This window comes from Acidovorax sp. 106 (genome assembly GCF_003663825.1).
Classification (GTDB): domain Bacteria; phylum Pseudomonadota; class Gammaproteobacteria; order Burkholderiales; family Burkholderiaceae_C; genus Acidovorax.
In genome coordinates, this window is the sequence record NZ_RCCC01000001.1 from 3,124,778 (window position 1) to 3,136,358 (window position 11,581).

An 11,581-nucleotide genomic window follows, 5' to 3' on the forward strand; every position below is an offset into this window, starting at 1 on the left:
CCGTCTGAGCGAATCACGCCGCAGGCGTGGGGACAGCACTGTTGGCGCGCGCCGCCGCTGCTGCCAGCCGCCTTGCACGCGCCCGCCCCGGCTGCACCTGGGGCACAGCGGCCACCAGGGCCTGGGTGTAGGGGTGCTGCGCGTGGTGGAACAGTTGCGCCGGTGCACCGCGTTCCACAATCTGCCCCTGGTAGAGCACCACGACCTCATCGCACAGGTGGTTGACCACGGCCAGGTCGTGGCTGATGAGCAGGTAGCTCACGCCAAAGGTTTGCTGCAAATCCTGCAGCAGGTTGAGCACCTGGGCTTGCACCGACACATCCAGGGCGCTGACCGGCTCGTCTGCCACGATGAGTCGGGGCCGGGTGATAAGGGCCCGCGCAATGGCAATGCGCTGGCGCTGCCCGCCTGAGAATTCATGCGGGTACTTGTCCAGGTCGTTGGTGCGCAGGCCCACTTGGGCCAGCACCTCGGCGGCTTGCTCGCGCTGCATGGCACGGGTGGTTTCGCCTTGGGCTTGCAGGGGTTCGCTCACGATGCGCTCTACCGTCTGGCGCGGGTCCAGCGAGCCGTAGGGGTCTTGGAACACCATCTGAAAATCCCGCCTGGCCTGGCGCAGCGCTGCCGGGGCCAACTGGTGCAGGTTGCGGCCCAGCAGGTGCACGCTGCCGGAGGTAGGGGCGTCCAGCGCCATCACCGTGCGGGCCAGCGTGGATTTGCCCGACCCTGACTCGCCCACGATGCCCAGGCTGCGGCCGCTGGGCATGGAGAAGCTCACGCCTTTGAGGGCCTGTACCTTGCCCGGTGGGCGCAGCAGGTGCTCGCGGGGCAGGGTGTATTCACGCACCAGGTCGGTCACTTCCAACAGAGGCGCGTCGGGGGCTGGTGAGGCCGAGGAGGTCTGAGGCGTGGTCATGCGGCGGCTGAGGTGGCGGTGGCTTGGGCTGCAGTGGGGGCCTGCATGGCTTCGGGGCGCAGGCAGCGCACCTCGTGCACGCCCTCTGCATCGTGGGCGACCACGGTGGCTTGAGGGCGGGTGCTGTGGCAGGCCTGCGCAGTGAAGGCACAGCGGCCTGCAAAGGTGCAGCCCGTAGGCAAATCCACCAGCTCAGGCACTGTGCCTGCGATGGTGGCGAGCCGCGCCATGGGTGCCCGCTGCGCGCCCATCTGCGGGCGTGCGGCCAGCAGGCCGCGCGTGTAGGGGTGGGCCATGGCCGCAAACACCGAGGCGGTGGGGCCGCTCTCGACCACGCTGCCGCCGTACATCACCAGCATGCGGTCCACGTTCTGCGAGATCACGCCCAGGTCGTGCGAGATGAGGATGAGCGCCATGTGGCGCTCGGCCACCAGGTCGCTGATGAGGTCCAGAATCTGCTGCTGGATGGTCACATCCAGCGCGGTGGTGGGCTCGTCGGCAATCAGCAGGTCTGGCCCGCAGGCCAGTGCCATGGCGATGGTGATGCGCTGGCGCTGGCCGCCAGAGAACTGGTGTGGGTAGGCGTCAAAGCGCTGCGCCGCGCTGGGGATGCCTACGCGGTCGAGCAGGGCAATGGCTTGCTGCCGCGCTGTGCTGGCATCCAGGCCCAGGTGCCTGCGCAAGGGCTCAGCCACCTGGCGGCCTATGGTGTGCACAGGGTTGAGCGCGGTCATGGGCTCCTGGAACACCATGCCGATGCGGTGGCCGCGCAACTGGCACATCTGCGCATCGCTGCGGCCCACCAGTTCCTGCCCGTCAAACTGGATGCTGCCCGAGACTTCTGCGCTGTCAGGCAGCAAACCCATGAGCGCCATGGCGGTGAGCGATTTGCCGCAACCCGACTCGCCAATCAGCCCCAGCGTCTCGCCACGCCCCAGCGCAAAGTTCACGCCGCGCACGGCATCGGCCGGACCCCGGTGGGTCTGCAGGCGGACGCGGAGGTTGGAGACTTCAAGCAAAGGCATGGCTGCGGGTTTTCATCGGTTGCGGTGCTTTCATGTCAGTAACCCCGATACATGAAACTGGCGCGGCCCAAGACAGGGCAACCGCGCAAGGGCCGCCAACCCGCGCAGGCGGCGTATGGCTTGTGTGCGCTGGCTGCGTCCCCCACCCGTAGCGCGCAGCGCGTAGAGAGAGGGGGAAGGCGCGAAGCGACTCAGGGGGTGTCATCTTTTTCTGGCCAGGCGTGGGTCCATCAGATCGCGCAGGCCGTCGCCCAGCAGGTTCAGCCCCAGCACGGCCAAGGCAATGGCCACGCCGGGCCAGACGGCCAGCATGGGGGCCTGGAACATGAGGGTCTGGGCCTCGCTCAGCATGCGGCCCCACGAGGGCTCGGGTGGCTGCGTGCCCAAGCCCAGGTACGACAAAGCGGCCTCGGCCAGGATGGCCAGCGCAAACTGGATGGTGGCCTGAACAATCAGTGCCGACAGGATGTTGGGCAGCACATGCTCGAGCGTGATGCGCCAGGGCCCCTTGCCGCAGGCACGGGCTGCCAGGATGTACTCGCGCGACCACACGGCATTGGCCGACGCCCGGGTGACCCGCGCGAAGGTCGGGATGTAGAAGATGCCGATGGCAATGATGGAGTTGACGATGCCCGCGCCAAACACGGCTGTGAGCATGATGGCCAGGAGCAAGGCAGGGAAGGCGAAGGTGAAGTCGGCCATGCGCATGATGGCTTCTTCTACCCAGCCGCGCCGTGCAGCGGCCAGCAGGCCCAGCGCGGTGCCGATGCCCATGCCGATGCCCACCGCAATCACGCCGACCAGGATGGAGTTGCGCGCGCCCACCATGATGAGCGAGACGATGTCGCGCCCAAATGCATCGGTGCCCAGCCAGTGCGCGCCCGAAGGGGCCTGCAGCTTGCTGGCCATGTCCACCTCATAGGGCGACCAGGGTGTCCAGACCAGGGACAGCGCGGCGGTGCCGAGCATGAACAGCGTGAGCACGGCACCCAGCACAAAGCTGCGGTGGCGCAGTGCGCGCTGCGCCCAGGTGGGCGGGCGCAAGGCAGCGGGCGCGGGCTGTGGGCCTGCGGCCTGCGGCGAAGCGAGTGTGGAGGTGTCTTTGGCCATGGGGCAGGTTCAGAGGCTGAGAGTTTTTTGCCAGTGCCCGAAAGGTGCGTCAAAACGCCGCTGATCGAGGCGCAAAGCACAGCCATAGCGCGGGCTATGGCGCGCATTTGCAACGACGAGCAGCGGTGTTTTGACGTGCAAGGCGGGCATAGGCAAAAGACTCTCAGCCTCTTAGATGTCGCTGGCCTTCACGCGGGGGTCGATCACCGCGTAAAGGATGTCCACCACGAAGTTCACCACGATCACCATGGCCGCCAGCAGCATGACGCAGTTGCGCACCACGATGAGGTCGCGGTTGGCGATGGACTGGAAAATCAACCGCCCCAGCCCCGGCAGGTAGAACACGTTTTCCACCACGATGGTGCCCGCCAGCAACGAGGCAAATTGCAGCCCCATGACGGTGACCACCGGGATCATGGCGTTGCGCAGCACATGGCCCCACAGTGCGGCCCGTTGCGACAGGCCCTTGGCGCGGGCGGTGCGCACAAAGTCTTCGCGCAGCACCTCCAGCACGGCTGAGCGGGTGATGCGGGCCAGGATGGCCGCTTGCACCACGGCCAGGGCAATGGCTGGCAGCAGCAACGCCTGAAGCGCCTGCAGCGGACCGCCGCCGCTGTCCTCGGTCCAGCCCGGAAAACCGCCGGCCGCAAACCACTGCAGCTTGACCGAGAACAGCAGGATCAGCAGGATGGCAAACCAGAAGTTGGGGATGGCGATGCCCACCTGGGCCAGTGCCATCACGCCTACATCGCCCCAGCGGTTGTGGCGCGAGGCGGCATAGACACCTGCCAGCAAAGCGAGCACGGTGGTGATCACCATGGCCATGAGGGCGAGCGGCACGGTGAGGGCCAGCCGCTCCAGCACCAGGTCCAGCACCGGCGAGCTGTAGGCATAGCTTTCGCCCATGTTGCCCCCCACCAGGCCGCCAATCCATTGCCCATAGCGCTGCAGTGCGGGTTGGTCCAGCCCCAATTTGCTGGCCAAGGTGGCCACGGCCTCGGGTGACGCATCCGGTCCCATCAGCATTTGCGCGGCGTTGCCCGGCAGGATTTCCAGCACCAGGAACACCACCGCAGATGCGCCGAGCAAGGTGGCGAGCAACGTGGTCAATCGTTTGAGGAGAAACAGTCCCATGGGGAGGTGTCAGTGGCGGGGCAAGAGGGGATGTATCAATGCATGTGCGGACAAAGCATAGCGGCAAAGCGCCCCTTCTGCGGGCAGTGGGTTGTGCCCAGGCGTGCAAGCTTTGTGCCATGGTCGCGGGATAATCACGGCCATGACGTTTGCCTTGCCCTCTTCGGTGGCCCTATCCATGGCCCTGTCCCTTCGTATTCAGGCGGCCCTCGGCGCCTGCGGGAGCCTCGCATGGCGCTGATGATCACCGACGAATGCATCAACTGCGATGTGTGTGAGCCCGAATGCCCCAACGATGCGATTTACCTGGGCCAGGAGATCTATGAGATCGAGCCCAGCAAATGCACCGAGTGCGTGGGGCATTTTGACGAGCCGCAGTGCGTGCAGATTTGCCCGGTGGCCTGCATCCCGGTGAACCCGCAGCATGTGGAAAGCCGTGAGACCTTGTGGCAGAAATTTCAGCGCCTGCAGGCTGCTGCATCCTGAGGCGGTGGGGTCTGCATGGCCCCGCAATGCTTGGGGCGATAGTGCGCTTGGGCTCGTCATCCCAGCGGGGCGGCTGGGGATATGCCACCGTTTGTTGGAGAATTTATGACCCAATTTGGCCTCTAGCGCTTATCAATCAAGCGCTAGCAGCTATATAAAACATAGCAGTTTTTTGAAGAGTCAGAGCGTTTCGGCAGGCCGAGGCGGTTTGGGGCGCGGGGGCTTGGTGGTGTGCACCAGCAAGGTGGCTTTGTCCATGTCGCCTGCCAGCAGGGCGGGGTGGGCCTTGAGCGAGTGAGCAATGCTGTCTTCAATCAGCGTGCGCTGGTCGGGGGCTGGTTTTTTGAGCACCCAATGGGGGACTTCGGCTTTGTCGCCCGGGTGGCCGATGCCGATACGCAAGCGCCAGTAGTCGGGCGAGCCCAGTTGGGCATGGATGTCTCTCAATCCGTTGTGGCCTGCGTGGCTGCCGCCGCGCTTGAGCTTGACCTGGCCTGGTGGGAGGTCCAGCTCGTCGTGCACCACCAAAATCTCATCCGGCTGGATCTTGAAGAAGCGCGCCAGCGATGCGACCGATTTGCCGGAGAGGTTCATGAAGGTCTGCGGTTGCAGTAGCCAGACGCTTTGCCCGTGCACCGTGGCGCGGCCCGCCAGCCCGTAGTAGCTGCGCTCAGGCACCAAGTGCACTTTCAACTCGCGTGCCAGTGCATCAATCCACCAGAACCCGGCGTTGTGGCGCGTGGCCTCATAGTCTGGCCCGGGATTGCCCAGGCCTACAAACAGCTTGATCATGTCGGCGATTATCTGTGGAGCAGAAAAAAAAAACGGCCCACATGGGTGGGCCGTTTGGGCTGCCAATCCTCTATAAGAGGGCGGCGGCAGGGGAGTCAATGTAAGCCTGAGCTTACTTCTTGCCCTTGCCCTTGCCCTTGGCGTCAGCAGCAGGAGCGGCTTCCGCTGGGGTGTCTTCCACCACCACTGGAGGCACTACCGACACGAGCACAGGGTTTTGCTTGTTGCCACGGATCACAGCGCTCACGCCCTTGGGCAGCTTGATGTCCTTGAGGTTCAGGGACACGCCCTTTTCCAGCTTGGACAGATCGACAGCGATGAACTCTGGCAGGTCCGAAGGCATGCAGGTCACATCGAGTTCGTTCACGATGGGGTTGACCATGCACTTGTCCACCTTGACGGCAGGGGACTCTTCTGCACCGCTGAAGTGCAGTGGCACCTTCAGGTGCAGCTTGGTCTTGTCGTCCACGCGCTGGAAGTCGATGTGCAGAACCAGTTGCTTGTAAGGGTGGTATTGCACGTCGCGCAGCACCACCTTGGCAGTCTTGCCAGCCACTTCCATGTCCAGCACGCTGGAGTGGAAGGCTTCCTTCTTGAGGGCGTGCCACAGAGCGTTGTGGTCGATCTCGATCAGTTGGGGTTCCGCAGCACCGCCGTACACGATGCCAGGCGTCTTGCCCGAATTGCGCAGACGGCGGCTCGCACCCGTACCTTGCTTGGCGCGCTCAAAAGCGACGAAGTTCATAGTTAGCTCCTGGAAAGGGTCGACCGCGACCAGTCGTTCCCTGTTAAAAAAGATCTGCCTGCGTATTGCGTATGGCAGATCTACTGGGTTGTTCCCGAACGGACAAGCCTCCCGAAGGAGGCTTGTTGCAGCGTCGATGAAAAAGCGGCTTCCCTTGAGGGAAGCCCGCTGGTCATCAGGCGTTGTCTTGGTCCGAGAACAGGCTCATCACCGACTCGCCCTTGGCAATGCGCTGGATCGTCTCTGCAATCAGCGGTGCCACGGACAATTGGCGAATCTTGGAACATCCCTTGGCGGTTTCGCTCAATGGGATGGTGTTGGTCACCACGATCTCATCCAGGGCCGAGCCCTTGGAAATGCGTTCGATGGCAGGACCCGAGAAAATGGGGTGGGTACAGTAGGCGTACACCTTCTTGGCGCCGCGCTCCTTGAGCACTTCGGCGGCTTTGACCAGCGTGCCAGCCGTGTCGATCATGTCGTCCATGATGACGCAGTTGCGGCCTTCGATCTCACCGATCACGTGCATCACTTCCGAAACGTTGGCCTTGGGGCGACGCTTGTCGATGATGGCCAGATCGCAACCCAGTTGCTTGGCCAATGCGCGAGCACGCACCACACCGCCCACGTCGGGGGAGACCACAATCAGGTCTTCGTAGTTCTTTTGGCGCAGGTCACCCAGCAGCACAGGCGATGCGTAGATGTTGTCTACGGGAATATCGAAGAACCCTTGAATCTGGTCCGCGTGCAGATCCATCGTCAGCACACGGGCCACACCGACGGCCTGCAACATGTTGGCCACCACCTTGGCGGTGATGGGCACGCGTGTGGAGCGGGGACGGCGGTCTTGGCGGGCGTAGCCAAAATAGGGAATCACGGCACTGATGCGTTCGGCCGATGCGCGCTTGAGCGCATCCACCATGATCAGCAATTCCATGAGGTTGTCGTTCGTTGGCGCGCAAGTGGACTGAACCACGAACACATCGCGTGCACGAACGTTTTGCTTGATTTCGACGGTGACTTCACCGTCAGAGAATCGGCCCACATCGGCTGCGCCCAATTGGGTGCCAAGGTGTTTTGCAATTTCAGCTGCCATGCCAGGATTGGCATTGCCGGTGAAAACCATGAAGTCGGGTTGGTTGGCTTGCATGAGCATCCCAGCAGTCTGAAAAAAAGCCTGTATGCGTAAACGAGAATTTGGCAGGGGAAGAAGGATTCGAACCTTCGCATGCCGGAATCAAAATCCGGTGCCTTAACCAGCTTGGCGACTCCCCTACACGGGTCAACTGCCGAAGGCAATCAACCTTAATTTCACTCTGAAACCCACCCTGCCAGAGGATGAATCATCAGATTGCCGCATGTTTTAATTTTCCATTCGCTGGGAGCGTCCTGAAAATTGACATCGCGCGGCATTTGTGCAAACACTGCACTACCCGAGCCCGTCATTCTAGCATGCATTCCTTTGGACTTCAGCCAATTTATGGCTTTTTTCACATCGGGGCACAAACTTTCTGCGACTGGCTGCAAGTCGTTACGACCAAAATCGTAGTGTGCTGCAGCAAAGCCTAAGATTATAGCATGACTTGAATCACGCTTCAGAAAGGGTGAAGAAAAAATTGCTTTTGTCTCCAATCCAGCCTGAGGTTTGACCACCACAAACTGCGTTGGTGGTGGTTGTTGTCCTAGCTCAAGGGGCTGGATTGTCTCACCAATTCCTTCCACCCAGGCGTTATGCCCGCGCAAAAAAAATGGAACGTCTGCGCCTAATGTCAGGCCGATGCGCTCCAGGGCTGGGCGGGGAAGGTTCAGCTTCCAGAGGCGGTTGAGGGCGATCAGGGTGGTTGCTGCATCTGACGAGCCGCCGCCCATGCCTGCTTGCGCTGGAATGCTTTTTTGCACTCCAATGTGCGCGCCTGCGCGGCAGCCCGTGGCCTCTTGCAGTGCGTGGGCTGCTCGCAGGGTCAGGTCCATGGCAGGCAGCTCGGTGTCGAGATCCTCGCGGCTGAGTCTCCCGTCGGGCCGCAGTTCAAAGTGGAGCGTGTCGCACCAGTCCAGCAGCATGAAGACTGACTGAAGGAGGTGATATCCGTCCTCTCTGCGGCCGGTGATATGCAAAAACAGATTCAGCTTTGCAGGGGCGGGAACGTCGTAAAGCGCTTGCATACGTTGGTGATGAGTCTGGCTTAGTGGGACAGCGAGATGCGCAGCGTCGCCTTGGGCTCGGGGAGGACCCGCTGCGCCGTGATGCGACCTTGGTGGGCCGCACTCAAGTCAGAAGTCCAGCCGGCTGCCTCTGCTTGGGAGCCCTTCAGCCAATGAAAAATGGCTTTGACTGGCAATGCTGCACCAGTCAGTTGGACCACCAGGGCGTCCAGCGAGTCGGAGCGCTGAATTTGTTGACCGGTTTGCAAGGTTGCGGTGCCTGCATCCCAGCGCAATTGCCCCAGCGTAGTGCCCAGGGGGCTGAGCAGCGTGAGCTGGCCTTGGCTTTCTTCGCCTTCCAGTTCAAACAAGGCGGCAAACGATTGGGGTGTGTCGCCTTCTACCTGTAGCGCAATGCGCCCCGACCAGTATGGAGCCTCTGCATTGCTGGGGCGAGGGGGGAGTGCGCAGCCCATAAGCCCTCCCAGCAGGGTGCTTGAGATACTCAGAAGCATCCCTCTGCGCAGGGAGGATTGCGGTGCATCACATGTCAAATAGCGCGCACCACGCATCAAAATGAAACCCCGAGGCGCTTGAGCGTTTCTTTGAGCGTCTGGTTGTCGGGGTTCAGTCGCAAGCCCTCTTTCCAGATGGCTTTGGCTTTCTCTGTATTGCCCTGGCTCCAGAGCACTTCTCCCAGGTGGGCTGCTATTTCAGCATCGGGCTTTTTGGAAAAGGCAGATTGCAGCAGTTGCTGTGCCTGGGCCTTGTTGCCCAAGCGGAATTCCGCCCACGCCAAGCTGTCTGTGATGAATGGGTCACCGGGGGCGAGGTCAAGGGCTTTTTGAATGAGCTGCTTGGCTTCGTTCAACCGCACCCCTCGGTCTGCAAGCGAATAGCCCAGAGCGTTGTAGGCATGGTGGTAGTCGGGCTGCCGTGCGATGACTTGGCGCAGCAGCTTTTCCATGACATCCAGTCGCCCCGTCTTTTCTGCCAGCATGGCTTGGTCATAGGCCAAGTCGTTGTCTTCTGGTGACTCGTTCAGTGCTTTGCCCTGCAGTTGAAAAGCTTCTTCGTTTTGGTTGTGCTCTTTGAGCAATTGCACTTCGGCCAACAGTTTCATCCGTTGCTCTTCTGCGTTGCTGCCTGGCAGCTCTTTCAGCAAGGCCCTTGCTTCATTCATGCGCCCTTGCTTGGCCAGAATGGACGCGCGTTGGCGTTGCACGCTGAAAGAATCGTTGGGACTTTCGATGCGATCCAACCAGCCCTGTGCCGCCTTCAGGTCGCCTTGCTTTTCTGCAATTTGCGCTGCCAGCACATAGGCTTGGGTCATGATCCGCTGGTTGATCTCGGTATCACCCGCAGCTTGGGCGATGTCCATGAACTTGCGCAAGGATTCGGCTGCCAGCGCCAGCTTTTGATCCTGCACCTGCAGGCTGGCGAGCACAAGCCATGCCTCGGCCATATCGGGCTTGTCCTGTGTGACCCGATGCAGTTGGTCCGATGCTTCTGTAAATTGGGATTGGGCAAGCAGAACCCGTGCATAGAGCATCCGGATTTCAGGGGCTGGCTGCTGTTGTAGAAAGTGTGTAACAAAAGGCTTTGCTTCGTTACGACCTTCATCCAGAAGCTCCAACGCGAGTCTGGCCAAACCCTCATAAGCGGGGTCGATGGCCTGCGCCTTCGCGATGCTCTCCAGTGATCCGGCTTGGTCGCCAGCTGCCAAGCGCATGCGCCCCACGGTAATCCAGGCCGCAGCCCCAGTGGACGGGTTGGCTATTTCGGCTTTGAGTGCTTCTTGCACTGCTCTGGCTGCCGCGGCTTTATCGCTCACGCGCCCATACATCTGTGGGATGGCGCTCAAAATGCCGACTTTGCTGGGTGCAGGCGCGTGCTGGATGAGTTGCTGCAATGGCGCCGCAGTTTCGCTGACTCTGTTGAGGGCAATCAGAATCTGGAGCACATAGCGATTGGCCTCCCGGGATTGGGGATGGTCTTCTTGCCATGCCTTGGCTGCTGCCAACGCATATTCGCCAGAGCGTGATTGCAAGGCAATGTCAGCGGCCCGTTGATACAGCTGGCTGCTGTGGCTGCGCCGGGCGGCGTCCAGCATCAAGGCATAGCCTGCACCTGGGTCGCCCGTGCGTGTGGTGACTTCTCCAAGCAAAACTTCGTAGAAAAGGTTACCGTCTGCCGGCATACCTTCCTCTGCGACGTCGGTCGTGGCTGTTTTTTGTTTGGCTGTTTGTACTGGTTGAGCCCAACTGCAAGTCGCGGCAAGCGCCAAAACAGTGGTCAGGGGGATCAAGCGAAAGCGATGAATATGCTCCATCGAATCATAATAATCCACATGTACGCCCCCTTGCTCGAAGAGACTGCATATGCCTGAGTTGCCAGAGGTTGAGGTCACTCGACGCAGCTTTGCGGACGCCATTGCGGGTGCTCAGGTACTCTCCATGCGAATGGGGAAACCCTTGCGTTGGCCCTTGGGGTGTGAGCCGCACGCGGTGATTGGTCGATTCGTGGTGGGGGTTCGGCGCCGTGGCAAGTACCTGTTGCTGGACCTAGATCGGGGGATGCTGCTGGTTCACTTGGGAATGTCGGGGAGTTTGCGCTTTGCGTCGTATTTGCCCGAAGCGGGCAAGCATGACCACTGGGATTTGGTGACTTCCCGCGGAACGCTGCGCTTGCATGACCCACGGCGTTTTGGCGCTGTGGTTTACGCAGTGGACGAGGGTGATCCTGTCGCGGTCAAGTTGCTCGGAGGTTTGGGCATGGAGCCTCTGGGAGGCGCCTTTGTCATTGATGCGTTTGTGCAAGGCGTGCGGTCGAGCCGTTTGCCAATCAAGCAACTGCTGCTTGCAGGGCGCTTGGTGGTGGGGGTAGGCAATATTTATGCGTCAGAAGCCCTTTTTTTGGCAGGCATACGCCCAACAGTACGGTCTTCTGCGTTAACGATTGCCCGGGTCAAGCGCTTGCACCAGAGTATTTGCGATGTGCTGGAGAGGGCTGTGCAAATGGGAGGAAGTAGCCTGAAGGACTTTTCTAGCGCAGATGGCGCCAGTGGCCATTTTCAGACGGCGGCTCAGGTGTATGGACGTGCCCAAGCGCCCTGCCATGTGTGCGCCACGCCCATTAAAATGGTGCGCCAGGGGCAACGCAGCAGCTTTTATTGTCCTGTTTGCCAACGATAGTTGTAACAGCTTGATGGGCTGATCATCGGCCGCGTTATGT

The 11,581-nt window shown here is 61.2% G+C and carries 12 protein-coding genes and 1 tRNA gene; 2 read left to right on the forward strand and 11 right to left on the reverse strand.

What is annotated here, in order from left to right:
- Positions 1–13 precede the first annotated feature (13 nt).
- The 4 genes from C8C98_RS13925 to C8C98_RS13940 all read right to left on the reverse strand — a co-directional run bounded on the left by C8C98_RS13925 (position 14) and on the right by C8C98_RS13940 (position 4,185).
- Positions 14–916 (reverse strand): ATP-binding cassette domain-containing protein, encoded by a 903-nt coding sequence (locus tag C8C98_RS13925; RefSeq protein ID WP_121454765.1) that lies wholly within the window; start codon positions 914–916, stop codon positions 14–16.
- Positions 913–1,941, reverse strand: coding sequence for an ABC transporter ATP-binding protein (locus C8C98_RS13930; RefSeq protein ID WP_121454766.1), 1,029 nt, complete (start codon positions 1,939–1,941; stop codon positions 913–915). Before C8C98_RS13930 ends, C8C98_RS13925 begins: the two co-directional genes overlap by 4 nt.
- Before the next feature lie 201 nt (positions 1,942–2,142).
- Positions 2,143–3,051, reverse strand: a complete 909-nt coding sequence (locus C8C98_RS13935; RefSeq protein ID WP_121454767.1) for an ABC transporter permease — start codon at positions 3,049–3,051, stop codon at positions 2,143–2,145.
- A 171-nt stretch (positions 3,052–3,222) separates the two neighbouring features.
- Positions 3,223–4,185: an ABC transporter permease gene (locus tag C8C98_RS13940; protein WP_121454768.1), complete on the reverse strand. Its 963-nt coding sequence runs from the start codon at positions 4,183–4,185 to the stop codon at positions 3,223–3,225.
- A 231-nt stretch (positions 4,186–4,416) separates the two neighbouring features.
- Between C8C98_RS13940 and C8C98_RS13945 the strand changes: the two genes are divergently transcribed.
- Positions 4,417–4,671 (forward strand): YfhL family 4Fe-4S dicluster ferredoxin, encoded by a 255-nt coding sequence (locus tag C8C98_RS13945; protein WP_099658319.1) that lies wholly within the window; start codon positions 4,417–4,419, stop codon positions 4,669–4,671.
- 180 nt (positions 4,672–4,851) lie between these two features.
- Here the strand turns inward: C8C98_RS13945 and pth are convergent, their stop codons facing one another.
- From pth to C8C98_RS13980, 7 genes are all read right to left on the reverse strand, one after another.
- Positions 4,852–5,463, reverse strand: a complete 612-nt coding sequence (gene pth / locus C8C98_RS13950; protein WP_121454769.1) for an aminoacyl-tRNA hydrolase — start codon at positions 5,461–5,463, stop codon at positions 4,852–4,854.
- 112 nt (positions 5,464–5,575) lie between these two features.
- Positions 5,576–6,208, reverse strand: a complete 633-nt coding sequence (locus C8C98_RS13955; RefSeq protein ID WP_099658321.1) for a 50S ribosomal protein L25/general stress protein Ctc — start codon at positions 6,206–6,208, stop codon at positions 5,576–5,578.
- 175 nt (positions 6,209–6,383) lie between these two features.
- Complete coding sequence (locus tag C8C98_RS13960) at positions 6,384–7,355, reverse strand: ribose-phosphate pyrophosphokinase (protein WP_099659062.1); 972 nt, start codon at positions 7,353–7,355, stop codon at positions 6,384–6,386.
- A 48-nt stretch (positions 7,356–7,403) separates the two neighbouring features.
- Positions 7,404–7,480, reverse strand: a tRNA-Gln gene (locus tag C8C98_RS13965).
- 36 nt (positions 7,481–7,516) lie between these two features.
- A complete protein-coding gene (gene ispE, locus C8C98_RS13970) occupies positions 7,517–8,368 on the reverse strand; it encodes a 4-(cytidine 5'-diphospho)-2-C-methyl-D-erythritol kinase (protein ID WP_121454770.1) in 852 nt (283 codons plus the stop codon).
- Between the two features lie 20 nt (positions 8,369–8,388).
- Positions 8,389–8,823 (reverse strand): lipoprotein insertase outer membrane protein LolB, encoded by a 435-nt coding sequence (locus tag C8C98_RS13975; RefSeq protein ID WP_233574548.1) that lies wholly within the window; start codon positions 8,821–8,823, stop codon positions 8,389–8,391.
- A gap of 95 nt (positions 8,824–8,918) precedes the next feature.
- Entirely contained in the window at positions 8,919–10,655 is a 1,737-nt protein-coding gene (locus C8C98_RS13980; RefSeq protein ID WP_370450404.1) for a tetratricopeptide repeat protein, read from the reverse strand.
- A gap of 73 nt (positions 10,656–10,728) precedes the next feature.
- Between C8C98_RS13980 and mutM the strand changes: the two genes are divergently transcribed.
- Entirely contained in the window at positions 10,729–11,541 is an 813-nt protein-coding gene (gene mutM, locus C8C98_RS13985) for a bifunctional DNA-formamidopyrimidine glycosylase/DNA-(apurinic or apyrimidinic site) lyase (RefSeq protein ID WP_121454773.1), read from the forward strand.
- Positions 11,542–11,581: the final 40 nt, after the last annotated feature.

Excerpts from the sequence above, each read along its gene's own strand:
- C8C98_RS13925 (WP_121454765.1), bottom strand. The coding sequence starts at position 916 with ATGACCACGCCTCAGACCTCCTCGGCCTCACCAGCCCCCGACGCGCCT.
- C8C98_RS13930 (WP_121454766.1), bottom strand. The coding sequence starts at position 1,941 with ATGCCTTTGCTTGAAGTCTCCAACCTCCGCGTCCGCCTGCAGACCCAC.
- C8C98_RS13935 (WP_121454767.1), bottom strand. The coding sequence starts at position 3,051 with ATGGCCAAAGACACCTCCACACTCGCTTCGCCGCAGGCCGCAGGCCCA.
- C8C98_RS13940 (WP_121454768.1), bottom strand. The coding sequence starts at position 4,185 with ATGGGACTGTTTCTCCTCAAACGATTGACCACGTTGCTCGCCACCTTG.
- C8C98_RS13945 (WP_099658319.1), top strand. The coding sequence starts at position 4,417 with ATGGCGCTGATGATCACCGACGAATGCATCAACTGCGATGTGTGTGAG.
- pth (WP_121454769.1), bottom strand. The coding sequence starts at position 5,463 with ATGATCAAGCTGTTTGTAGGCCTGGGCAATCCCGGGCCAGACTATGAG.
- C8C98_RS13955 (WP_099658321.1), bottom strand. The coding sequence starts at position 6,208 with ATGAACTTCGTCGCTTTTGAGCGCGCCAAGCAAGGTACGGGTGCGAGC.
- C8C98_RS13960 (WP_099659062.1), bottom strand. The coding sequence starts at position 7,355 with ATGCAAGCCAACCAACCCGACTTCATGGTTTTCACCGGCAATGCCAAT.
- ispE (WP_121454770.1), bottom strand. The coding sequence starts at position 8,368 with ATGCAAGCGCTTTACGACGTTCCCGCCCCTGCAAAGCTGAATCTGTTT.
- C8C98_RS13975 (WP_233574548.1), bottom strand. The coding sequence starts at position 8,823 with ATGGGCTGCGCACTCCCCCCTCGCCCCAGCAATGCAGAGGCTCCATAC.
- mutM (WP_121454773.1), top strand. The coding sequence starts at position 10,729 with ATGCCTGAGTTGCCAGAGGTTGAGGTCACTCGACGCAGCTTTGCGGAC.